This is a genomic window from Mycolicibacterium sp. ND9-15 (assembly GCF_035918395.1).
GTDB lineage: Bacteria > Actinomycetota > Actinomycetes > Mycobacteriales > Mycobacteriaceae > Mycobacterium.
The window spans coordinates 4,443,062-4,466,697 of sequence record NZ_CP142362.1 but is presented as its reverse complement, the minus strand read 5'-3'; the positions used below and the strand labels follow the sequence as shown (position 1 = coordinate 4,466,697).

At 67.6% G+C, this 23,636-nt stretch carries 20 protein-coding genes and 1 pseudogene; 9 read left to right on the top strand and 12 right to left on the bottom strand.

The genetic code is table 11. The features are described from left to right. Positions 1 to 23 precede the first annotated feature (23 nt). Positions 24 to 1,100, bottom strand: coding sequence for a class I SAM-dependent methyltransferase (locus tag QGN32_RS21140; RefSeq protein ID WP_326546195.1), 1,077 nt, complete (start codon positions 1,098 to 1,100; stop codon positions 24 to 26). A 67-nt stretch (positions 1,101 to 1,167) separates the two neighbouring features. Beyond that, positions 1,168 to 1,904, bottom strand: a pseudogene (locus QGN32_RS21135) (dioxygenase family protein). Positions 1,905 to 1,941: 37 nt separating this feature from the next. Here QGN32_RS21135 and QGN32_RS21130 point away from each other — a divergent pair. Further along, positions 1,942 to 3,027: an S-(hydroxymethyl)mycothiol dehydrogenase gene (locus tag QGN32_RS21130; protein ID WP_326546194.1), complete on the top strand. Its 1,086-nt coding sequence runs from the start codon at positions 1,942 to 1,944 to the stop codon at positions 3,025 to 3,027. Further along, a complete protein-coding gene (locus QGN32_RS21125) occupies positions 3,024 to 3,653 on the top strand; it encodes an MBL fold metallo-hydrolase (RefSeq protein ID WP_326546193.1) in 630 nt (209 codons plus the stop codon). The genes QGN32_RS21130 and QGN32_RS21125 overlap by 4 nt, the downstream gene beginning before the upstream one ends. 31 nt (positions 3,654 to 3,684) lie before the next feature. On the opposite strand, the gene QGN32_RS21120 is transcribed toward QGN32_RS21125, so the two are convergent. Next, a complete protein-coding gene (locus QGN32_RS21120) occupies positions 3,685 to 4,428 on the bottom strand; it encodes an SHOCT domain-containing protein (RefSeq protein ID WP_326546192.1) in 744 nt (247 codons plus the stop codon). A gap of 136 nt (positions 4,429 to 4,564) precedes the next feature. Between QGN32_RS21120 and QGN32_RS21115 the strand changes: the two genes are divergently transcribed. Continuing rightward, entirely contained in the window at positions 4,565 to 5,653 is a 1,089-nt protein-coding gene (locus QGN32_RS21115; RefSeq protein WP_326546191.1) for a class I SAM-dependent methyltransferase, read from the top strand. 7 nt (positions 5,654 to 5,660) lie between these two features. Here QGN32_RS21115 and QGN32_RS21110 read toward each other — a convergent pair whose 3' ends face one another. The 5 genes from QGN32_RS21110 to QGN32_RS21090 form a co-directional block, all read right to left on the bottom strand. Beyond that, positions 5,661 to 7,406 (bottom strand): acyl-CoA dehydrogenase family protein, encoded by a 1,746-nt coding sequence (locus QGN32_RS21110; protein ID WP_326546190.1) that lies wholly within the window; start codon positions 7,404 to 7,406, stop codon positions 5,661 to 5,663. Between the two features lie 27 nt (positions 7,407 to 7,433). Then, on the bottom strand, positions 7,434 to 9,185 hold the full coding sequence (locus QGN32_RS21105; RefSeq protein WP_326546189.1) for an Hsp70 family protein: 1,752 nt from the start codon (positions 9,183 to 9,185) through the stop codon (positions 7,434 to 7,436). Next, positions 9,185 to 10,213: an NAD(P)H-dependent amine dehydrogenase family protein gene (locus QGN32_RS21100; RefSeq protein WP_326549191.1), complete on the bottom strand. Its 1,029-nt coding sequence runs from the start codon at positions 10,211 to 10,213 to the stop codon at positions 9,185 to 9,187. The genes QGN32_RS21105 and QGN32_RS21100 overlap by 1 nt, the downstream gene beginning before the upstream one ends. A 124-nt stretch (positions 10,214 to 10,337) precedes the next feature. Beyond that, positions 10,338 to 11,438 carry a glycoside hydrolase family 183 protein gene (locus QGN32_RS21095; RefSeq protein ID WP_326546188.1) on the bottom strand — a complete coding sequence of 367 codons (1,101 nt, stop codon included), beginning with the start codon at positions 11,436 to 11,438 and terminating at the stop codon, positions 10,338 to 10,340. After that, a complete protein-coding gene (locus tag QGN32_RS21090) occupies positions 11,439 to 12,035 on the bottom strand; it encodes a hypothetical protein (protein ID WP_326546187.1) in 597 nt (198 codons plus the stop codon). An 89-nt stretch (positions 12,036 to 12,124) separates the two neighbouring features. Here QGN32_RS21090 and QGN32_RS21085 point away from each other — a divergent pair, with 89 nt between their 5' ends. Genes QGN32_RS21085 through QGN32_RS21065 form a run of 5 tightly spaced genes read left to right on the top strand, consistent with a single transcriptional unit; the run spans position 12,125 to position 17,841 of the window. Beyond that, positions 12,125 to 13,648: an ABC transporter substrate-binding protein gene (locus QGN32_RS21085; protein WP_326546186.1), complete on the top strand. Its 1,524-nt coding sequence runs from the start codon at positions 12,125 to 12,127 to the stop codon at positions 13,646 to 13,648. Beyond that, the gene (locus QGN32_RS21080; protein WP_326546185.1) at positions 13,645 to 14,613 is read left to right on the top strand and encodes an ABC transporter permease; all 969 of its coding nucleotides are present in this window, start codon (positions 13,645 to 13,647) and stop codon (positions 14,611 to 14,613) included. Before QGN32_RS21085 ends, QGN32_RS21080 begins: the two co-directional genes overlap by 4 nt. Then, entirely contained in the window at positions 14,610 to 15,479 is an 870-nt protein-coding gene (locus tag QGN32_RS21075; protein WP_326546184.1) for an ABC transporter permease, read from the top strand. Before QGN32_RS21080 ends, QGN32_RS21075 begins: the two co-directional genes overlap by 4 nt. Further along, positions 15,476 to 17,104: a dipeptide ABC transporter ATP-binding protein gene (locus QGN32_RS21070; protein ID WP_326546183.1), complete on the top strand. Its 1,629-nt coding sequence runs from the start codon at positions 15,476 to 15,478 to the stop codon at positions 17,102 to 17,104. The genes QGN32_RS21075 and QGN32_RS21070 overlap by 4 nt, the downstream gene beginning before the upstream one ends. Continuing rightward, on the top strand, positions 17,101 to 17,841 hold the full coding sequence (locus tag QGN32_RS21065; protein WP_326546182.1) for an SDR family NAD(P)-dependent oxidoreductase: 741 nt from the start codon (positions 17,101 to 17,103) through the stop codon (positions 17,839 to 17,841). The genes QGN32_RS21070 and QGN32_RS21065 overlap by 4 nt, the downstream gene beginning before the upstream one ends. A gap of 50 nt (positions 17,842 to 17,891) precedes the next feature. On the opposite strand, the gene QGN32_RS21060 is transcribed toward QGN32_RS21065, so the two are convergent. The 4 genes from QGN32_RS21060 to QGN32_RS21045 all read right to left on the bottom strand — a co-directional run bounded on the left by QGN32_RS21060 (position 17,892) and on the right by QGN32_RS21045 (position 23,093). Further along, positions 17,892 to 19,547, bottom strand: a complete 1,656-nt coding sequence (locus QGN32_RS21060; RefSeq protein ID WP_326546181.1) for a DUF7800 domain-containing protein — start codon at positions 19,545 to 19,547, stop codon at positions 17,892 to 17,894. A 59-nt stretch (positions 19,548 to 19,606) separates the two neighbouring features. Next, complete coding sequence (locus QGN32_RS21055; protein ID WP_326546180.1) at positions 19,607 to 21,220, bottom strand: hypothetical protein; 1,614 nt, start codon at positions 21,218 to 21,220, stop codon at positions 19,607 to 19,609. A gap of 229 nt (positions 21,221 to 21,449) precedes the next feature. Continuing rightward, entirely contained in the window at positions 21,450 to 21,638 is a 189-nt protein-coding gene (locus QGN32_RS21050) for a hypothetical protein (protein ID WP_326546179.1), read from the bottom strand. A gap of 174 nt (positions 21,639 to 21,812) precedes the next feature. Continuing rightward, positions 21,813 to 23,093, bottom strand: coding sequence for an acyl-CoA dehydrogenase family protein (locus QGN32_RS21045; RefSeq protein WP_326546178.1), 1,281 nt, complete (start codon positions 23,091 to 23,093; stop codon positions 21,813 to 21,815). A 130-nt stretch (positions 23,094 to 23,223) separates the two neighbouring features. On the opposite strand from QGN32_RS21045, the gene QGN32_RS21040 reads away from it, so the two are divergent. Continuing rightward, positions 23,224 to 23,526, top strand: coding sequence for a DUF732 domain-containing protein (locus QGN32_RS21040; protein WP_326546177.1), 303 nt, complete (start codon positions 23,224 to 23,226; stop codon positions 23,524 to 23,526). The last annotated feature ends 110 nt before the right edge of the window (positions 23,527 to 23,636 follow it).

Genomic DNA, 23,636 nt, shown 5'->3' with positions numbered 1-23,636 from the left:
AATTCACTCCTGCCCGCCGGACGTTACTTGCGCGCGATGTAGTAGTTGTTGATCGGATCGGTCTCGATCTCCCGCATCTGCACGTCGGCAAACCCGGCGTCGGCGAGCATCGACGTGGCAAGCTGGTGGCCCCAGCAGGTGCCCAGCCCGGCGCCGTCGAGACCGAGCGACACGGTCATGCAGTGCATGGTCGACACCGTGTACAGATACGTCGCCAGCGGGGCGCCGACGTTGTCCTCCAGTTGGCTGGAGGCCTTGACGTCGACCATGAGCAGGTAGCCGCCCGGCCGCAGCGCGTGGTACATGTTCGCCAATACGGCGGCGGGTGCGGCTTGATCGTGGATCGCGTCGAAAACCGTGATCACGTCGAAACTTTCGGGCAGGTCGAGCGTTGCCACGTCCGCGGCGAGGAAGGTGGCGTTGGTCAGGCCGAGCCGTTCCGCCTCCGCTCGGCCAGCGCCGAGGCCCTCGTCGGAGAAGTCGATCCCGGTGAACCGGCTCGCCGGGAACGACTGGGCCATCACGTTGATCGCGTGGCCACTGCCGCAGCCGATGTCGGCTACGTCGGCCCCTTCGCGCAGCCACTCGGTCAGGCCGTCGGCCATCGGCAGGATGACATCGACGAGCGCGGCGTCGAACACCTCCCCGCTCTCCTCGGCCATCAGGGTGTGGAATCGCGGATACTCGCTGTAGGACAGCCCGCCGCCGGCGCGGAAGCAGTCGATGATCTTCTGCTCGACCTCGGCCAGCAGAGGGATGAACTGCGCCACCCGCGCGAGGTTGTCCGGACCCGCGGCGCGAGTGAGCACTGCGGCGCGATGCGGCGGCAGCGTATAGGTGCCCGCTGCCGGGTCGTAGTCGACCACCCCGGCCGCAGCCACACCGCCGAGCCATTCCCGCACGTAGCGTTCGGACAGGCCCGCGGCCGAGGCGATCTGGGCGCTGGTGGCCGGCGGCGAATCGGCCATGGTGTCCCACAGCGAGGTCTGGTGGCCGATCGACGACAGCAGGGCCAGGCTGGCGTTGTCGATCGCCGACACCATCCGCGCGGCGAAGTCCTCGGTGGTGTCCTCGGCTGGTTTGTGATCGATGTTCGTCATTGCGTTCCTTTCGGTGGCCGACGTCCCTGCATTGCACAACGTGTCCCCGGGCCGGAGGGTTCAACCGCTAAATCAGCTCGATCGATCTCTTGGCCAGCACCATCCAGTAGCCGTCGATCACCTGCCGCGCCGACTGCCGCGGATCTGCGGACGCACCGAGCGCGACGAACAACGGCGACCAGTGCTCGATCGTCGGGTGGGCGTAGGGCATGCCCGGTGCACGACGTCGGAAGTCGATCAGGGCGTCGACGTCACCGGCGGCGAAGCGCTCGTCGGCCCACGCGTCGAACTCCGTCGACCAGTCGGGCGGAACCGCGTCCGTCGACCAGTCCTCGAGGAAGGGCAGCCCGTGCGTGGTGAACCCGGATCCGATGATCAGTACGCCCTCGTCGCGCAGCGGTCGCAGTCGCTCGCCCAGCAGCACCGGGATGTCGGCGTCGGGGTACATCAGGGTCAGCGGGACGTAGGCACCGTGGTCGAGCCTGCGGTCCGGATGGTGCCGCCACGGATTGCCGGCCCGACAGCAGCGCCTCAACGCGGGCGGCAAGGTCGACGGCGCCCGGCGCGTCGTAGGTCGTCTCGTAGTAGCGGTCCGGGAAACCCCAGAAGTCGTACGTCAGCGGTGTGTCCGACGATGTCGAACCGATCGTCAGCGGCGCGGACTCCCAGTGCGCCGAGACAATCAATGGCTTGCGGGCGCGGCAGCTCGTTCGCCCACGCCGCCAACTGGCTGACCCAGAGTTCGTCGTCGACGAGGGGCGGCGCGCCGTGGGAGAGAAACAGCGCGGGAAGCGATTCAGCCATATGACGGGTGTGCCCCGTCAGACGTTAAGTTGGACGCATGAGCCAAACGGTGCGCGGAGTGATCTCACGGAAGAGGGGCGAGCCAGTCGAGGTCGTGGATGTGGTGATCCCCGACCCGGGTCCGGGCGAGGTGGTGGTCGACGTCACCGCGTGCGGCGTCTGCCATACCGACCTCACCTACCGCGAGGGCGGGATCAACGACGAGTTCCCGTTCCTGCTCGGCCATGAGGCCGCCGGCACCGTCGAGTCCGTGGGGGCCGGAGTCACCAACGTCGAGCCCGGCGACTTCGTGATCCTGAACTGGCGCGCGGTCTGTGGTCAGTGCCGGGCCTGCAAGCGGGACCGTCCGCACCTGTGCTTCGACACCCACAACGCCGCGCAGAAGATGACGCTGACCGACGGTACGGAACTGACTCCCGCCCTGGGCATCGGCGCGTTCGCCGACAAGACGCTGGTGCACGAGGGCCAGTGCACCAAGGTCGACGCGTCGGCTGACGCGGCAGTGGCCGGGCTGCTGGGCTGCGGCGTGATGGCCGGCCTGGGGGCGGCGGTCAACACCGGCGCGGTGAGCCGTGACGACACTGTCGCGGTGATCGGCTGCGGCGGCGTGGGCGACGCGGCCATCGCCGGTGCGCGACTGGTCGGCGCCAAGCGCATCATCGCCGTCGACACCGACGACAGAAAGCTCGACTGGGCCCGCGACTTCGGCGCCACCGACACCGTCAACGCGCGCGAACAGGACCCGGTGGAGACGATTCAGGACCTCACCGAAGGGTTCGGCGCCGACGTCGTGATCGACGCCGTCGGCCGACCGGAGACCTGGAAGCAGGCGTTCTACGCCCGAGATTTGGCGGGAACGGTTGTGCTGGTAGGGGTTCCGACGCCGGACATGGCACTGGAGATGCCGCTGATCGACTTCTTCTCCCGTGGCGGCTCGCTGAAGTCGTCGTGGTACGGCGACTGCCTGCCCGAACGCGACTTCCCCACCCTGATCAGCCTCTACCTGCAGGGCCGATTACCACTGGACAGGTTCGTCACCGAACGCATCGGCATCGACGACGTCGAGGAGGCGTTCGGAAAGATGCACGGCGGGCAGGTGCTGCGCTCGGTGGTGATGTTGTGAACGGCGGACCGATCGGCCGGGTGGTAACCCACGGCACCTTCGAACTCGACGGCGGTAGCTGGGAAGTCGACAACAACATCTGGGTCGTCGGCGACGACTCCGAGGTGGTGGTGTTCGACGCGGCGCACGTCGCGGCGCCGATCATCGATGCCGTCGGAGGCAGGCATGTGGTGGCGGTCGTCTGCACGCACGGGCACAACGACCATGTGACGGTTGCACCCGAACTCGGCCAGGCACTCGACGCCCCCGTGCTGCTGCATCCGGCTGACGACATGCTGTGGCGGATGACTCACCCGGACAGCGACTTTCGCACGGTGTCCGACGGCGACGCCCTGCGGGTGGCCGGCACCGAGTTGCGTGCCCTGCATACCCCGGGCCATTCGCCCGGGTCGGTGTGCTGGCATGCGCCCGAGTTGAACGCGGTGTTCTCCGGTGACACCCTCTTCCAGGGCGGACCGGGTGCGACGGGGCGGTCCTTCTCGGACTTCCCCACCATCCTCGAGTCGATATCGAGCCGGCTGGGCAAGTTGCCCGGCGATACCGTCGTCTACACCGGCCACGGTGACTCCACCACCATCGGCGACGAGATCGTGCACTACGACGAGTGGGTGGCCCGCGGCAGCTGAGCTGCCTATCGGCTCGAGCCACTAGCCCGGGCTAGCCGTCCAGAAGGCGGCGCTTCTCGGCTTGGAACTCCGCCTCGGTCAACGCACCCGAATCGCGAAGTGCGGCCAGCTGCTTCAACTGCTCGAACCGCACGCCCCGGTCGTCCGGCGAATGACTCGACGCGGGTGCGGGCACCGCGTGCAGCGACCGCGGTCCATCGGCGTCGGGCACCTCGTGTGGCGCCTGCTGTTGTGCGGCCTTGGCGGTGCGCGCCGACCAGATCAGGGCGGCGACCAACAAGAGCAATCCGAGCCCTGCCACTCCCCCGCACAGCCGCGGCAGCCAGCCGTAGGAACTACCGTGTCCGAAGGCCAACCGCGGGTTGATGTATCCACTCGTGTCGCCGTCTGTCGTCACGCGATAGGCGCCCGCGTCGGCGACCTGCACCACCCAGACCCGCACATGGGTGTCGTCGTTCACCGTGGTTGTCGCGCCGATACTTTCGGTCACCACCGGATCGGCCGCACCCTCGGGCGACTCGATGTTGATGCTGATCGCCGGGATCGGAAAGCCACTCGTCGGTTGGCCGGCGGTCACGGTGCGAAAACTGACGCTCACCCGCCCGGTCGGCAACTCGATGCTGCCGGTCCCGGGAATCGGCACCTCGCCGTAGGCATCGAACTCATCGAAGACGAAGGCGTTGAGTACCAGCGTGACGATGAACCCGACGAGGGCCACCACGAGGGTCACCACGGAGACGACGACAGCGACTCGCGGGGCGGCCCTTCCGCTCATGGCCAGAGTTTGTCACGGCCGGGTGCGCTGGGCGCGCCGTTGCAGCGGATAAACCGGCCTTCGTCGGCGTCGATGCCGGGCGGGGACTACGGTCGGAGGCGACCGAACCTGTTGTCCGCACGTCACGGAGGTCGCGATGCCCGAGTCCAGCATCGTCGTGCGGCCCGAGCCGATGGAGAGCGGGTCGTACACCGCCAGTTCGCGCCTGCAGGCCGCCGGATTGCGCGACGCAATCAAGCTCTTCGAGGAGGCGGCGGCGGCCGTGCCGGTCCCGCGGCTTCCACAACCGTTCGTCATCGCCGACTACGGCGCCTCGACCGGCCATAACTCGCTGCTGCCCATCGGTGCGGCAATCGCGGTGCTGCGCAAGCGTACCCGCACCGATCACCCCACTCTCGTCGTGCACACCGACGTGCCGGGTAATGACTTCACCGCATTGTTCCGTACCCTCGCCGAGGACCCGGATACCTATCTGAGCAAGGACGCGGCGGCCTTCGCTTCCGTGATCGGCCGGTCGTTTTACTCGCAGATCATGCCGTCGAGCAGCGTGAACCTGGGGTGGAGTTCATGGGCGATCCACTGGCTCAGCCGTGTTCCCGGGCCGATCCCCGACCACCTCCACGTCGCCTACAGCAGCGACGAGCGCGTGCGGGACGCGTACGCCAGACAGGCCGCCCAGGACTGGCAGGAGTTCATCGCATTCCGTGGCCGGGAGTTGTGTCGCGGCGGTCGCCTGCTGGTGGTGACGGCCGCGGTCGACGAGGACGGCGACAGCGGTTACCGCCCGCTGCTCGGCGCATTGATCGACACGATCGACGAGCTGGTCGCCGAGCGGCTCTTGACGACGGACGAGGTGTACCGGATGGGCATCCCGATCGTCGGCAGGCGTGAGTCGGATTTCTTGGCACCGTTCGCGCCGAAGGGCCGCTTCGAACAGCTCGAGATCGAGCACCTCCAGATCTTCGATGCCGGGGACCGCTTCTGGCAGCAGTATGAAGTCGACGGCAATGCAGATGTTTTCGGCGCGCAGTGGGCGGCGTTCTGCCGGGCAGCGGTGTTTCCAACCTTGGTCGGCGCGCTCGAGTGCGCTGCCGGCGACCCTCGGCCGACGACGGTCATCGACCGTTTGGAGGCGGGACTCGCCACCCGGCTCGCCGCTGCACCCGAAAAGACGCGGATCCCGATGGCGTACCTGGTATTGGCCAAACGGCCGAAGACCACCTGATCCGTCCTCAGGGGTTCATCTCGTAGGCGCCGTCGTAGGCCTTCACCCGTTCCCACACCCGGTCGAAACGCCCCGCGTCGTGTTTCGGCTTGCGGATCGCGTCGAGCGCCCATGACTGCTGGTCGGCGGTGGCGGTCGGCTTACCGTGCAACGCAACGGCATACGTGTTGTAGTCGCGGATCTGGAAGTCGAAGATCTGGTCCACAAGATCGGAATCCAGGCCGGTGATTCCGGCCTGCTCGAGGATCAGCTGACCGTAGACGACCAGTGAGAACAGGTGGCCGACGTTGAGCAGGAAGTCGAGGTCCTTTTGCTGTTCGGCGTCGGGCGCCGCGGTCAGCAGCAGCTGGCGAAACGCCTTGGCCTGGTCGTAGAACACCGCGACGTTTCCGATCTCGAGGTGCCGCTCGTATACCGGCGCCCAGTCCGCGAATTGCACCTTCCCGGCTCCACGGGTCGGGCCCTGATTCCAGAAGAACGTGTCGTCGGCGGCGTCCCCGCGCGTCGGGATCTCGGGATACTGCGTGGGATTGAGCATGTAGTTCGGCATGAACTTCAGCACCAGGCCCACGTTGACGTGCACCGTGCCTTCTAGTCGCGGCAGCGTCCCGATGAGTTGCGAAACCTGGCGGAACATCGTGTTCTTCTCGTAGCCCTTGGCGGCGACGACGTCGTGCAGCGCCCGCAGCACGGTTTCACCCTCCATCGTCACTTTCGCCTTGGTCATCGGGTTGAACAACAGATAGCGCCGGTCGTCGAGGCCGGCGCTGCGGAAGTAGTCGACCGCGCGCCCGCTGAACAACTTCATCGCGACCAGTCGGGAATACGCGTCGACGAAGTTCGACCGTACGTGCGAGAAGTCGGTGACCGGGTTGCCGTAGAGGATACGGTTCTGCGCGTGGGTGATCGCTTCGTAGAACGCGTGCTCGGCCATCCCGATCGAGCACGTACACAGGTTGAACTTGCCGACGTTGACCGTATTCAGCGCTGCGGCAAAGGCTTCGACTCCGGTGTGCAGGATGTCCTGTTCACGCACCGGGTAGTTCTCCAGGCGGAACGTGCTCACGTAGATCTGCATGTGCACGACGTTGTCGATCAGGTGGTAGTTCTCGTGGCGGCTGTCGGCGGCGAAGAACACGTATGAGTCCTGGCCGGGCACGTTGTCGCGCCGGCCGAACACCGACACCATGCTGGCCACGTTGCCGTTGCCGATGTAGTACTTCTCTCCGGTTGCGCGGTACAGGATTCCGTCGGCGCGGTCCTGGTCACCGGCGGGTGTGAGCACCATGTCCGTGTTGTAGACGTCGGCCCCGTGAGCGCGCTCGGACAACCCGAACGCCATCACCTCGCCCGCCTCGAGGTCGTCGGCGGCCCGCAGCTTGGCGTCTTTGTTCTCGCTCTGCCAGATTGGCCCGAGCCCGAGGATCGTGACCTGCTCGGTGTACCAGTACGTCAACCCGTAGAAGCCGAGGATTTCCGACAGCGCGGCGTTGCGAGCGGCGTCCCAGCGCTTGTCCGGGTTGCCTGCGGCGAATTCCGAGGGCGTCAGAAAGGTGGCGAACAACTTCTCCCGCTTGACGAAATCGAGGAAGTCGGCGGGCCACTGAGCGGACAGGTCGTCGTCGAGGATGCGCTTTTTGCCCAGGTCCTCGAAGAAGTCGATGGTCGCGCGCAGCAGCCTGCGGGTCTCGGTGTCGAACTGCTGCGGATCGTAGGTATGCGGGTTGAACAGCAAGCCGTCCGTCTGCGTCATTGAGCAAGCGTAGGGCCCGGCCGGGCGCTACGGAGCGGGTTGCCCGGGTAGTTGCGGCGCCGGCACCCACGGCAGACCCGGGATGGTCGGGTACGGCGCGGTCGGACTCCAGGGCGGCGGGGTCGACGCCGGCGGTTCCGTCGTGGTCGGCGGCGGTTGGGTCGTCGGTGGCGGCGGCGGCTCCGGTGAAGGAGGCGGCGGTGGCTCCGGTGAAGGAGGCGGCGGCTCGGGCGACGGCGGCGGCTCGGTGATGGTCCGGGTCACCGGTGGAGGGGCCTGGACGGTCTGCGGCGGGGCCTGGATCGCCGGCGGCGGCTCGGCGGGGGACGGCGTCGGCGTGGCCGGTCGCGGGGTGGCCGTCATGGGCGGCGCGGTGGTCGATGCGGGTGCGGGTGCGGACTCGTCGCCGGTCACCACCCACAGCACCGCGGCCACCAGCGCGGCCAGCACCGCGAGGACGCCCCCCGCGAGCGGTACCAGCGGCCTGCGGTACCAGGGCGTCGGTCGCGGTGGCAGGTCGTCCCAGGAGTCGTCCCCGAACTGCATCTGCGGGCGCACGTCGGCGGCGCCCGGCGGGTAGTGGTCCGGGTCGGTGGCCATGACTTCGGGGACCTCGGGTAACTCCTCGGCGTCCGACCACGCCAAAGCACCGAAGGCGTCCGACTGCGGGGCGGCCTCGGGAGCCGTGGCGGTCACCGCGGCCGCGGCCGCGGGAGCCGCGGACAAGGCGGTCATACCCTCTTCGACGGTGCCTCGGACGGCCGCCAGGCCGCCGCCCTCGGCCGCGGCCAGTTCGGGGTGGCCCGTCGTGACGACTGGCACTCGCAACCGCTCCGACAGCGTGGTGGTGACGGCCGGGATCCGCGCTCCTCCGCCCACCGATGCCACCGCCGACAGTTCTCGGACACCGTTGCGCTCCAACGTTTCCTGCAGCACATCGGTGAATGCGGTGAGCGGACCGCGCAACACTTCGTCGAGTTCGGTGCGGGTCAGGCGCACGTCGCTGCGGTGCCCGGACAGGTCGGCCACCAGCGACGTGACCGCCGCCGTGGACAGTCGCTCCTTGGCGCCGCGGCACTGCGCGCGCAACCGCGACAACGATCCCATCGCCGAGGTGCTGGACAGGTCGATGCTCCCGGCCGCGGACAGGTCGTCGAGGACGTGGGTGAGCAGCGCCTGGTCGACCAGATCGCCGGACAGATCTGTATCGCGGACGGTCTCGCCGACCCGCGTGTAGCCGCTGTCCGCGTCGAGCAGGGTGATGCTGGTGCCGGTGCCGCCGAAGTCGCAGAGCGCGATGACGCCGCGGGTGGGCACCCCGGGCTCGTTCTGCAGCGAGGTCAGGGCGGCCACCGCGTCGGAGACGACCGGTGCCGGCTGGGGGCGCTGGAACTCCGGAATCGCAGCCAGTGCGCGACGCAGGGCGTCGACGGCGGCGGGCCGCCAGTGCGCGGGATGCGTCACCGCCACCGGGCCGGCGGCCGGGCGACCGCCGCAGACCGCGTAAAGCATGGCCCGCAGCGCGTCGGCGAGCACGGCTTCGCCCCGGTGCGTGGAGCCGTCGGCGGCGACGATGTCGACCGGATCCCCGACCCGGTCGACGAAATCGGTGAGGATCAGACCACGTTCGTCGAGATTGCGGTTCTCGCTGGGCACGCCGACCTCCGGCGGCCGGTGCGCGAACCGGGTCAGCACCGACGAGCGGGTCAACGCGGATCTACCCGGCACGACGGCCGCGAAATTGGTGGCGCCAACCGACAGCCCGACACCGTGCGCCATCAGCGGATGGTTCCTGCGCCCGGAATCAATGGCAGATCCAGCGCCGTCACCCACCCCGGCGAGAGGTCGTTGACCGCGGGCACCGCATTGAGCGCGCGCAGGCCGGTCGCCAGACATCCGGCGGCGGCGGCGTCGCGGCCCGAACCGTCGGTGAACCGGAACGCCGTCTCCTGGACGATGCTCGGCGTGCCCTCGATCTCGACGCGGTAGACGTCGTTCTCGTTGCCGGACGGCCAGTCCGGCGCCGCGTCGGCGCCGATCCGGTTCACGTGCTCGAGTTGGATTCGCGTCTCGCCACGGTAGACGCCGTTGATGGTGAACCGCACCGCGGCGACGTTGCCGGGGGCGATGACACCCTTCGCGGTCTTGCGTTCCGTCGGGGTCACCCACTTGTCCCATGTCGTGGTGATTTCGTCGAGCATGATGCCCGCGGCATGTGCGATCATCGGAACCGTTGCACCCCAGGCGAATACGAGAATGTCCGGGTTCTCCAGCAGTGGCCGGTACTCGGGCGGCTTGCCGATGCCCATCTCGCGGTCGTAGTCGCCCTCGTAATTGGTGTAGTCGAGCAGTTCGCAGGCACGAACCGTGCGCACCTCCGAGCACAGCCCCATCAGGGTCATCGGGAACAGGTCGTTGGCGAACCCGGGGTCGATACCGGTGGTCAAGCACGACGATTCGCCGAGTTCGCAAGCTTGGGTGATGGGCTCGATCCAGTTCGGCGGGTTGAGGTGCATGGTCGGCCAGATCCACGGCGTCATCGCGGTCGAGCAGACGTCGATACCGGCCCGCAGGAAACGCGTGATCAACGCGATGTTGTCGTCGGCGTGGTTGGCCGTGGGCCCGTAGTGCACCAGCGCATCGGGCTTCAGCGCGATCAGCGCGTCGACGTCGTCGGTCGCGGTCAGCCCCAACGGGGCGGCCAGGCCGCAGATCTCACCCACGTCGCGGCCCGCCTTGTCCGGGTTGCTCACCCCGACGCCGACCAACTCGAACAACGGGTGCTCGACGATCTCGGGGATCACCATCCTGCCCACGAAACCGGTGCCCCAGACCACCACTCGTTTGGCGCCAGATTTGCCAGTCACAGCCCGCCTTCCACTCGATCCGGCCTCCACCTTAGGGGCGCTCGCGGTGGCTGCGGATCGGAAGCTACAGGTTGACCGGATCCGGCGGCGGCACCGTCTTGGTGCTGTCTTTGAGCGCCGACTTGAATTGCATTGCGCGGTAGGGCCACCCGGTGGCCGTATTCCATTGCGACACCACCAGCCCGACACCTCCGGCGATGTCGAAGCGCGACCCGGGCAGCAGGTAGCCGCCGTACAGTTGAGCAACCCGGCTGTCCCCATGATCCTCTGCATTCCATGCCGATCCGACGATCGGTGTCTGGATCGGTGTGGTGTGCATGTTCGCAACGGGTGAGGCCACCACCCGATAGCCCAGCGCGTACCTCGACGCGAGGAACCCGCCGAGCACCCACTTGCCGGGCCCGATGCGACGGAACGCAAGCTCGCCCCATCGCTCGCCGGCTGGGGTGATGGGTGTCGCAGAGGTACCCCACGACCACCGTCCACTCTTGAAACCCCAACTGAGGTAACGGGTCCGGTTTCCGATGTGTTCGGGGCGGACCCGCATCAGGATGATGCCCTTGTCGCGCTGAAAGCCGGTGGCCGCCACGTACACCCAGTCGTCCTCGGGACTGTAATCCCACGCCCAGCACTGCGCGTGACCCCTGTGCAGGTGGGCGGCGAACTTCGCCCTCCTGCCCAGGTGCGTCCAACTGACACCACTGTCACGCGAGCGCCAGATCTCGGTCCAGACGACGGTGCCGAAGCCCCGGTTGACGATGGCGTGCAGGTACATCGAATCGCCGACGGTCAGCAGGTCCGACGGGATCACGGTGCTGATGCCGCCGCGGCGCCACCCGGTGCCCACGTCGTCATGCTCGTAGGGCCACAGCTGACGCGCGTAGTCGGGGTCGTCACCGCCGGCGCGTTCGTAGACGATCTCGTGGTCGGCGTCACCGGTACCGATCAGCAAGACAGGTGAGCGCCAATCGCCCTCGCCCACCTTGCGGCCCGAGAAGGTGTCGCCGAACACCGACACCAGCTTGCCGTTCGGCGCGATCACCGAGGCGCCGAGATCGGTGCAGGTGACGCCCCAACGGTCGGTTCGGCCGGGACCGGTCAGGTCGGCGGCCTTGCCGCCCCGCAGCGGCAAGCGGACCCGGCCGCTCAAGGGACCGTCAGTCACTCAGAAGCAGCGCCGCAGACCGCCGGGCTCGCAGATCAGCGGGTACGGCGTGACGGGGATCGACAGCGGCTCCTTGAACGTCAGCGTCAGCGGAAGGTTGACCATGCCGGGCTGCTCGCCGCACACCTCACCGTGGATGATCTTGGCGTTACCGACGAGCGTGCTCCCGTTGAACGAATAGATCTCTTTCTGAAGCGCGGTGCTGCCGTCCGGGCAGTTGCGGATCGAGTCGAAGGTGTTCGCCTGGAAGGTCCACTCGCCGCCGACCAGGTTGGCTTCGGCGCCACCGCGGCCCGCCGGGGTGACCTTCAACCGGCACCCGACGGGAAGGATCAGCGGCTCGCGCAGGTCGCCTACGGTCGGCACGCAGATCGGGTAGATCTCCCAGGTGGTCTCGGCCTGCCCGGCGATCTTGACGGTGTAGACGCCTTCCGGGGTGTCCGGGGACTTGACGTCGCCCTGGCCGGCCGCGGTGGCCGCACCGGCGAGTGCGGCCGCGGCGAGCATGATGGCGGCGGTGAGCACCCGCGTGATCGTCTTCCTCAACCTCGTGCCCTTCCAGCCGTCTACGGTGGTCTCGAGTATCTCAGTGTGCACCTGGCATCGTCACGGGTTTACTCGGCTCCGAATTTCGGTGGCCGCGACCGACGGGTAGAGACGATGCACACGAGCGGCGGGATGAGGGCATGAAGCGACTGGTTGGGTGGGTCGCCGTCACCGCAGTCCTCATTGCGCTGACCGCCTGTTCGACCGGGCAGCGGGTCGACCTCGGTGACGCATCGAACAACTTGATCGCCGCGATCGCCGGCGAGCCCGACCAACTGGACCCCCACAAGACCAGTGCCTATTTCTCGTTCGAGGTGCTCGAGAACGTCTTCGACACACTCGTCGAACCCGACGCCGACCTCGAGATGCGCCCCGCGCTCGCCGAGTCCTGGGAGGTGAGCGCCGATCAGCTGTTGTGGACGTTTCGGCTCCGACCGGGGGTGACGTTTCACGACGGCAGCCCGTTGACCGCCGATGACGTCGTGTTCTCCTATCGACGCATCATCGACGAGCGATTGGCCAACGTCGACAAGTTCAGCGCCGTCACCGACGTGCGCGCCGTCGACCCGCTGACCGTCGCGATCCGGGTCGAGCAGCCGACGCCGAACCTGTTGACCAACATCGGCGGGTTCAAGGGTATGGCGATCGTGGCGCGCCACAACGTCGAATCCGGTCAGATCGCCAGGCACCCGGTCGGCACGGGCCCGTTCGCGTTCCAGTCTCAGAAAGGCGGCGACTCGATCACGTTGACGGCGAACCCGTCGTACTGGGGCGGCGCCCCCAAGCTGCCGGGTGTGACGTTTCGCTTCATCTCCGAACCGTCGACCGCGCTGTCGGCGTTGCAGGCCGGCGAAATCGATTGGACCGACTCCGTCCCGACCCAACGGGTTGCGCAGCTGCGCGACGACGACTCGCTGCACCTGGCGGTGACCACGAGCAACGACTACTGGTATCTGGCGCTCAACGAGGCCCACGAACCGTGGGACGACGTCCGCGCGCGCCAAGCGGTCGCCTACGGCATCGACCGCGACGCGATCGTTGCCGCCACCAGCTACGGCACAGCGGCCGCGAACCAACTCGCCATACCCGAGGGCAACCCGTGGTACACCGACTACGACCGGTACCGCCACGACCCCGACACCGCCAACCGGCTCCTCGACGAGGCTGGGGTCGGTGACGTCGACCTCGACATGCTGGTCACCAGCGAGTACCCCGAAACCGTGACCACCGCCCAGGTGCTCGCCGATAACCTTGCGGCACTGGGCATCACGGTTCACATCCGCACCGTCGACTTCGCCACCTGGCTCGACGAGCAGAACTCCGGCAACTTCGACATGCTGATGATGGGGTGGCTCGGCAACATCGACCCGGACGACTTCTACTACGCCCAGCACCACACCGACGGAAACAGCAACGCCCAGAGGTTCTCCAACCCCGAAGTGGACCGGCTGCTCGACGCGGGACGAGTCGAGACGGACCGCCATGCGCGTTTCGAGGATTACCGCCGCGCCGCGACGATCATCGCCGACGAGGTGAGCTACATCTATCTGTACAACCCGTCGGTGATCCAGGCTTGGGTGACCAACCTGTCCGGTTACACAGCCCGCCGCGACGGCGCCGTGCGGTTCCGCACCGCCAGCCTCACCGGGGACGAAACCCCTTGACGGGCTTGCTCGCTCATCCGACCGCACGCTTCCTGGCACGCCGGTTGGTGTACTCGGCGGTGGTGCTTCTCGGGGTGCTGATCGTGAGCTTCGCGCTGGTGCATCTGGTGCCCGGCGATCCGGTGCGCATCGCGCTCGGCACGCGCTACACCCCACAGGCGTACGACGCGCTGCGGTCGGCCAGCGGCCTGGACAAGCCGATCGTCGAGCAGTTCTTCGCCTACCTCGGTTCGGCGCTGACCGGCGATCTCGGGGTCAGCTTCCGCAACGGTGACCCGGTGACGGCGGTCCTGCTCGAGCGACTGCCCGCGACGGTGTCGCTGGCGTCGGCCGGCATCGTGATCGCGCTGCTGATCGCCGTCCCCGCCGGGATCTGGGCCGCCTTGCGCGAGGGCAGGCGCAGCGATGCGATCGTGCGGGTGGTTAGCCAGTTCGGCGTCTCGATCCCGGATTTCTGGATGGGCATCCTGCTCATCGCGCTGTTCGCCTCGACGCTGCGCTGGCTGCCCACGTCGGGATACCGCCCGCTGCTCGACGACCCGGCTGGCTGGCTACGCCACCTCGTGCTTCCGGCCCTGACTGTCGGCCTGGTGGCGGGGGCGATCTTGACGCGCTATGTCCGCTCGGCGGTGCTCGAGGTCGCCACGATGGGATACGTTCGCACCGCGCGATCGAAAGGGCTTGCGCCCCGGGTGGTCACATTGCGTCACACCGTGCGCAACGCGCTGATCCCCATACTGACCATCACCGGTATCCAGCTCGCCACGATCCTGTCCGGCGTGATCGTCGTCGAGGTGGTGTTCGCCTGGCCCGGACTGGGTCGACTCGTCTACAACGCGGTCGCCGCGCGCGATTACCCGGTCATCCAGGGCACGGTGCTGCTGATCGCGGCGCTGTTCCTGTTGGTCAACCTGATCGTGGACGTGCTGTACGCGGTCGTCGACCCGAGGATCCGGTTGTCGTGAGGGCGCCTGCCAGGACGTCGTCGCTGCGGCTGCTGACGGGCAACCCGGTGACGGTGGTGAGCGCGGCCCTGCTGGTCGCGGTCGCCTTCGTCGCCGTCACCGCGAATTGGATTGCACCGTACGGCATCAACGACGTCGACGTGCCGAACGCGCTGCGGCCGCCGAACGGTGCGCACTGGCTCGGCACCGACGAGCTGGGTCGTGACGTGTTCTCCCGGGTGCTGGTGGCGACGCAGGCGTCCATGCGTGTCGCCGTGATCAGCGTGGCGTTCGCGGTGGTGGTCGGCGTGACGGTCGGCGTGGTCTCCGGTTACCGCGGCGGTTGGCTCGACACCGTTTTCATGCGCGCGGTCGACGTGATGTTCGCGTTCCCGGTGCTGCTGCTCGCGCTTGCCGTGGTGGCGATCCTGGGTCCCGGTGTGACGACGACGATCCTGGCGATCGGCATCGTGTACACGCCGGTCTTCGCCCGGGTGGCGCGGGCCAGCACCATGAGCGTGCGCGTCGAACCGTTCGTGTCGGTGTCGCGGAGCATCGGCACCGGGCACCTCTACATTCTCGGCCGGCACATCCTGCCGAACATCGCCGGACCGCTGGTCGTGCAGACGTCGCTTTCGCTGGCGTTCGCGATCCTGTCGGAGGCGGCGTTGTCGTTCCTCGGGTTGGGCATTCAGCCGCCGCAGCCGTCGTTGGGGCGGATGATCTTCGATTCGCAGGGCTTCGTGACGATGGCGTGGTGGATGGCGGTGTTCCCCGGCGCCGCGATCTGCGTCGCCGTCCTGGCTTTCAACCTGCTGGGTGACGGTATGCGCGATGTGCTCGATCCCAGGCAGCGCACCATGATCGAGGCCCGGCGAGAGCGGTGACCGAACCCGTGTTGAGCGTGCGCGACCTGCGGGTCGGTATCGGCCGGCGCGAGATCGTGCACGGGATCTCGTTCGACGTGCACCGAGAACAGACACTGGGCATCGTCGGCGAATCCGGCTCGGGCAAGTCGATGACCGTACTCGCTGCGACGGGCCTGCTCGACGCCCCTGGGGCGACGGTCTCCGGAACCAGCACGCTGACAACCGAATCTGGCCGGACCCAACTGGTCGGCGCATCGGCACGGGTACTGCGCAGCGTGCACGGCGGTCAGATCGGTTTCGTGTTCCAGGATCCGGGCACCTCTCTGAACCCGCTGTTGACGCTCGAGCGGCAGATCACCGAATCGCTCGAGGCGCACCGCCGCATGACCCGGCGGCAGGCGCGCGGCCGCGCCGTCGAACTGTTGGAGGCTGTGGGCCTTCCAGATCCGGAGTCGCGATTGCGCGTTTATCCGCACCAGCTCTCGGGCGGCCAGAAGCAGCGGGTGATGATCGCGATCGCGATGGCGTGCGACCCGGCACTGCTGATCGCCGACGAGCCGACGACCGCGCTCGATGTGACCACCCAGGCCCAGATCGTCGAGCTCGTGGCCGAACTGCAGCGCGACTTCGGCACCGCGGTGGTGTGGATCAGTCATGACCTCGGAGTGATCGGTCAGGTCGCCGAGGACGTCACGGTGCTGCGCAGCGGCGAAGCCGTCGAGCAGGCCCCGGTCAACGACGTTTTCGACCGGCCTCGGCACGACTACACGCGGGAGTTGCTCGCCGCTCGCCCCTTGATCGGGCGGTCCGGGCCGCCCTCGGTGCCCGACGCACCGGTGCTGCTGGACGTCGACGGTCTCGACGTACGGTTCGACGTCAGCACGCCGGCCGGCAAGTCGACCGTGCACGCCGTCACGGATCTGTCGTTCCAGATCCGGCGGGGCACCACACTGGGTCTCGTCGGGGAGTCCGGGTCCGGTAAGTCCACCGTGGCGGCCGCGCTCACGGGACTGCTGCGGCCCGGCGCCGGCACCGCGACGCTCGGTGATGCCGATGTGTTCGGTGTGCGCGGAACGGCCGAGAAGGCGCTGCGCAGGCGGATCGGCCTGGTGTTCCAGGACCCGTACTCCTCGGTGAACCCGCGTGCCCGCGTCGGCGCGGCGATCGGCGAACCGCTGATCGTGCACCGACTGGCGAAAGGCCGACGCGCTCGCGCGGCCAGGGTCGGCGAGCTGCTCGAAATGGTCGGCCTCCCAACGTCGTTCGCGTCGCGGTATCCGCACGAATTGTCCGGCGGCGAACGCCAGCGGGTGAGCATCGCCCGCGCTCTCGCCGGCGAACCCGAGCTGATGATCCTCGACGAAGCCACCGCGGCGCTGGATGTTTCGGTGCAGGCCCGGGTGCTCGACCTGTTCGCCGACCTGCAGCATGACCTCGGGCTGACTTTCCTGTTCATCGCGCACGACCTCGCGATCGTGCAGCAGGTCAGCCATGACGTGCTGGTGATGCGCGAGGGTGCGGCGGTCGAGTACCGCCGCGCCGCCGATCTGTTCGCCTCGCCGCGCGACGAGTACACCCGCGCCCTGTTGGCGGCCGTGCCACCGGAGCGGCCCCGGTCAGCGCGTGAGAAAGTCGAGCGATGACACGACTCAGCGGCAAGGTCGCATTGGTGACGGGCGCATCGGCGGGACTCGGCGCCGCGGTCGCGCAGTTGTTCGCGCAACGCGGTGCGACAGTGTTCGGGATCGCACGCGACGCCGAGCGGATGGCGTCGGTGTTCGACGAGGTTCCCGGCGGCCGCTTCGTGTCGGTGGACGTCACGTCGCCGCAGGCGTGCCGCGACGCGGTGGCGGAGTGCGTCGAGGCGTTCGGGCGACTCGACGTGCTGGTGAACGTGGCCGGCTTCCACCAGATGCGGCACACCACGACGGTGACCGACGAAGAGTGGGACCGCGACCTCGCCGTGAACCTGAACGGCCCGTTCTATCTGTGCCGCGCCGCGCTGCCCCACCTTCTGGAGACTGCGGGCAACATCGTCAACGTGACGTCGATCGCCGGGGTGGAGGGCGAGGTGTACTCGGCGGGATACTGCGCGGCCAAACACGGTCTCGTCGGCCTGACCCGCGCGCTGGCCGTCGAGTACACCAAGGAGAAGATCCGGGTGAACGCCGTCTGCCCCGGCGGGATGCCGACCGCACAGACCACCGAGTTCACCGCGCCCGACAACGCCGACTGGGACCTCATCATGCGGATCGCGTCGCCGCGCGGGTTCTCCGACACCATAGACGTCGCCAAGGCGATCGCGTTTCTCGCCAGCGACGACGCCGCCGCGGTCCACGGCGCCGTGTACCGCGTGGACAACGGCAAGGGCGCTGGCTAACGGGATTTCGGCGCGCTACCAATCGCTGATCGATCGGAAGCGCACCGAAATCACAGCAGTTTGTGTTCGATGACGGTGGCGAGTTGCGGCTTGCGCCAGCCGCCGGTGACCTTCTCGATGCGCACGCCCATCTCGCCGCCCGCGATCTCGAGGGTCCCGATCTGATTGCGGAAGTGCGGCATGGTGACGGGTCGCCATCGAAGCCGCGGCATCGGCACCTTCGCGGTTTTCGCCAGCGTTCTGCCGACGGCCTCGACGAACCCGGTGTGACCCAGCCGCAGGATGATTCGTTCGACCGCCGACGTCTCCTTGCGCAGCCCCGAACAGACCACCTGCCAGATCTTCGTGCCCGCATTGACCGCGTCGTCGGGCACAGCGTTCTCCAGCGAGACCTCTGAGACCCAGCAGTGGTGCACGTCGCCACCGAAGAGCACCATCGAGTCGGGCGCCGGGCCCCGCTTACCGCTCGTCACGTCGATGACCAGATCTTCCAGGCGCCGATAGCTGTCCTGGAAGCATGCCCAGTGGTCGAGGTTCGCGGTGATGCGCACCTTCTCGCCCAGCCCCGACAGCCATCGGCCCCAGGCGCCGTCACCGACGGCCTCCGACCAGGCTTCGATGTGGTGCATACCGTAGGGCAGCAGGATCGGCAGCGAGCTGGCGAACAGCAGGTGCTGGTAGCTTCCGTCGACGTTGGCGGTGATCCAGTCCCATTCCTCGTCGGTGGTGATCTGGCGGCGCCCAGGGGCGAGCTGGCGGCCGGTGCGGGCGTCGACGACGATCAGTCGTGCCGCGCCGAGGTCGCGGCACATGCTGAAATGCGAGACCCCGTCGTCCTTTTCGGCCAGCTGCGCGAGTTCGCGAATAGGGCCGGTGCCCTGTCTGGTCTCGATGACCTTCTGGAAGGTCTGATCTTTGGCCAGTTCGTCGGGCGACATGTTGCCAATGTGCTGATAGATCCAGTAGGCCATCAGCCCACCGATGATCCGGGTCTGGTACCAATCGGTCTCGCGCTTCTCGTCGAGCCAGGCCTGCGAGGTGTTCCACTTGTCGTTGATCTCGTGGTCGTCGAACATCATCGACGTCGGGATTGTCGAGAGCATCCACCGCACGACCGGATCGCTCCATGCGTCCCAGTAGCCGATGCAGTACTCCTCGAAGTCCTCGAGCACCTCGACCGGGCCGTTGGCGTGCACCTCGCGGTCGGCGACGAGGTCCTTGATGGTGTCGTTGACCTGGTCTGCGTACAGTTGATCGCCCATCATCAGCAGGGCATCGGGCCACAGCGCCGACGGCTGGCGCAGCATCCGCATGCCGTACGCGCGCAGCACGTCGATGCCCTTGCCCCGAGGATGCCACCAGTGTTGGTAGGTGTAGGGCGGGTGATGGGGAGCCGACGCGCGGCACGACCCGAACAGCAACCGTAGCGAGCCGTCGCGCGGCATCAGCCGTACCCTCGGCTCCGGAAAATCGTAATCTTTTGGCGGCCAAGCCTTCTGACCGTCGAGGTCGACCCGATAAGGATGCTCGCTCTCCGGATCGAGATCCGTCACGCAGACAATCGCGAAGTGGTGGCCTTCGACCTCGAAGGTATCCGCGCGATGGCCCAGGATCTGGACCTCGCACGGTTTGTCGGTCTCGACCCAGATGGTCGCGTCGGTCTTGCCGACGTGGCGAAGCAGGGGTCCCACGCGAACCTCGGCCATCGCCCCATCATGCACCCTTGTCGGCCGCGGCGCGCCCTTCTCGCTGCGGCGGCGGCCGCTCAGTGCTCCGGCCGCCGGCGTCCGAGGAAGAACGCCAGGCCGATCGCGCCGAAGCCCAGCGTGCCGATCACACCCGCCGCCACCATCAGGAAGATGTCCCTGCCGGTGAGGCCTCCCGTCGATGCCTCGTCGGACGCCAGGCGCAACCGGTAGTCGCCCGGCAGCGGGCCCTCGGCCGGTTCACCCAGGCCGGGGAACTGCTGGGTCCTGCGCACCTCGAATTGCCGCTCACCGCTAGCGGTCTGGGTCCATTCGCCCCAAACCGGCGTCGCACCGTCGAGCAACACCTTGCGGCCGCCGTAGACACGGTCCTCGCCGACGTCGACGATCTGGCGTACCCGGAACGGCTCGTACCGCGCGTTCGAGTAGTTCACCAGCACGGGCACGTTGTCGTAGCGCAGCACCGGCGGCGGAGGCGGCGGCAACGGAAGGCCGGCGCCCGGGTAGTAGCCACCGCCGAAGAAGCTGCCGACCGCGATGTTGGTCGCCGCCTGCACGAAGTCGGCCGCCGCGACGACCGGGCGCAGCACGGCCGCCGTGAAGCTGTAGGCCCCGAATCGGGCCGCTTCCAACACCAGCCGCGTCAGCGGCGGGATGTATGCGATGCGGGGCCGCATGTCGTACACGTAGACGATGCGCACCGGCGCCCGGAACGGGTTCGTCAGCACCGGGCGGTAGTACTCGTCGTAATCGATCCACTCCGGCCGCCACTGGCGCACATTGCTGACCAGCTCGAAGTCGCGGTCGCGCTTGGCTTTCAGCTCTGCCTTCGCGTTGGCGCTGGCTTCGTTGCCGTTCAGCCCGACCGTCAGGTCGACCGACTCTTTGAACGCGTCGATGTCCTGTTCGGGTGCGGGCGGGGGCTGCGGTTCGAAGACCGGTTTCGCGTCCTTGGCGAGCCGGACGTCTTCGGCCGGCGCCTCGAGCGTTTCGGGCGCCAGTGTCTCAATCTCCTTGGCGGCCCGCTCGATCGACACCGTCGGGGTGTCGGACTCCACAGCGGTCTGCTCACCGGCGGCAGTCTCCGCCACGGTCTTCTCGCTGGTCTTGTCGCTGGAGCTCGGTGTTTCGCTGTCCGTAGCCGGCGCAAGCGCCGCGGACCGAGCGGTGGACGTCATAGCCGACTCGGGGGCCTCGGTCGACTCCTCGGTTTCGCGAGTGATCGCCGGGGCAGCACCGGTGGTAGAGGGCGCGGCCGATGTCGCCGGGGTGCGCTCTACCATCGGGGGCCCGGGGGGCGGGGTGCCCTGCACCGCGACGCTGGTCTTCGGCGGAGCGACGGTCGGCGACTCGGGTTCAGGTTCGGCGACCTGCGTCTGCGGTGCCTGCCTCTGCGGTGCCTGCGTCCGCGGCACGACCTGGGTGACCGGAGCTTCGCGCTCGGGAGACGGGGCCGGCCGCTCGGTGGCTACCTCCGGCTCGGGAGAGCTCGCTTCGGATTTCGGCTGGGATTTCGGCTGGGGTTTGGGCGCAACCGTCGTGACGACGTCGTCGGAATTCGGCTCCGCAACGGCCGGCACGACCCCAGCCGTCAGCGCGGTCAGCGAAATCACGACTCCCGACGCCAACACGGCGACGCCTTGCTTACGGTAATAATCCAGCGGAGCACGCATCGTGCATCCACTCCCTTCTTTGCCTGGTTGGCGCATCGCGCGCCTGCGACGGGGGGGGTGTCGTCGCCGAGACGGAAGCGAGCGCTACGAGGCGCTTCCCCAACGCTCCGGTCTCACAGAATTCATCGCGCGGACTACCGAGGTGTTACACCCGGCGGCCGTACCCGCCACGGTTCAGCGAAGTCAACTCAAAACTAATGGCGCGGAAGACGGGCCCCCGTTTCGCGAGTCATGGCTTGCGGCGACGGAAACCACCCACCGCCAGGGCGAGACCGAACAACGCGATGATCGGCCCGAGGATCGACCAGGTGGTCGTGTTGCTCATCGGGCTACCGCCGACGACGCCGAAGCCCTGCAGCGTGAACAGCAGGCCGAACAACGCGACAATCACACCCAAAATGGCGATGGCAATCCGCATGACTTCACCCTAGGCGCGACTTACCGTCATTCGGTGGTTTACGGATGGCTGGTGCGCAAGGGGACGCGAGCCTGGGGCAGGCTACCCGAAGAGCGCATCCAACCCGACACGCAGATGATCGCGGCGGCGTTGACGCGCCTCGATAACTGACTACTGGGGACCGCTGCACGTGCGCTATCGGCGTCGCGACAGATACTTCTGGTACGCGTCGGCGGCGGCCGCCAAGTCAGGGCGGGCGTCGAGCACGGGCTGCATCTTCTGGCGCGCCTGCTCCCGCTTGTACGGCAGGAACTCGGTCGGGAAGTCACCGTCGTGCGGGGTGTAGTCCCGCAGCACGCGGCGAGCGACGGTGGCCTTGTGCACCTCGTCGACACCGTCGGCGATGCCCATCGTCGGCGCCGCGGCATACATCGCCTGAATCGGGGTGAGATCGGTGGTGCCGAGCGATCCGAGGATGTGCAGCGCGTTGAACGAAACCTCGCGCAGGACCTTCGCCATCGTGAACTTGACGGCGGCGATCTCCGTGCGGGCCTCCTGCGTGGAGCTGTTGTCGATCTTCCACGCCGTCTCGAGGACGAACAGGCGCAGCATCTTGATCATCGCGTAGGACTCGGCGATCTTCTCCTGCACCATCTGGTGTTCGGCGATGACCTTGCCGTGCGATTCGCGGGACAGCGCTCGCTCGCACATCATGTCGAAGGCCAGCGTGCACTGCGCGATCGTACGCATGGCGTGGTGGATGCGTCCGCCCCCAAGACGCCGCTGCGCCAACACCTTTGCGCCGTTCTCCGGCCCGAGAAGGTGGTCGAGGGGCACCCGCACATCGCGGTAGACGATGTGGTTGTGGTTGCGCGGCTCGGGCATGATCTCCACACCCGGCGTGTTGCGCGGGACCACGAACATCCCGTTGGTGCACATGACGAACAGGATGTCGGCGACGCGGCCGGCCGAGGTGAACCACTTCTCGCCGTTGATCACCCATTCACCGCCGTCGCGGACGGCGTGGGTCCTGAACAGGTTCGGATCGCTGCCGCCCTGCGGTTCGGTCATCGAGTACGCCGAGAACATGTCCTGGTTGAGCAGCGGCTTGAGCCAGCGTTCCTTCTGTTCCTCGGTGCCGTAGGCGGCCAGCATCTCCATGTTGCCGGTGTCCGGGGCCGAGGCGCCGAACATGTGCGGGGCACCGGCGTAGCGGCCGATGATCTCGTTGAGCAGGCCGAGCTTGAGCTGCCCGAAGCCCGGTCCGCCGAGTTCCTCGTCGAGGAAGATGGCCCACAGTCCCTGGTCCTTGACCTCCTGCTGCAACTCGCGCACGTAGGCTTTGACCGCCGGGTCGGGTAGGCGCACAGCATGCGGGAACACGTGGTCGAGCGGCTCGACCTTCTCCTCGCAGAACCGCTTGACCCAGTCCAGCTTTTGTTGAAACTCCGGTTCGGTGCTGAAGTCCCACGCCATGATCGCAGTCTGTCATCCCGCCACTGACGTGACGCAGCAATCGGGCTCGGTAACGCCCCCGTCTCAATCTGCATCCGATCCTGCGTGCCGCGGCCCGAACGGGGTAATGGAGCGATAGGAAGGACCTGACATGACCACGCTTGCGCGACTTACAGCACTGTTGGCGGCAGTAGTGGGCTCACTACTGGCCGCACCGCACGCCACCGCATCACCGGAGGACGACCTCTGCCGCAGCATGACCTCGGTGGGTTTCACGGGTGACTGCGCAACCTTGACCACGCTCGCCCGCGACGTATGCGCTCAGCTCGAGCGTGGTGCCGATCCGGCTGCCGCGGCCGAGAAGTTGGACCTCACGACGAACGACGAAACGCTGTCGAACTTCATCGTCGCCGGTGCCCGGCTGTACCTCTGTCCGGATCCGCTCCAAACCTGAACCGCTGACGCGAGTACTCCGCGGGCGGGCCGCGCTAGACTCCGACGGCAATGATTGCCCGCGCGCCCCGTCTCGACGCCGCCAGGATTGCTGCTGTCGCGGGCATCGCG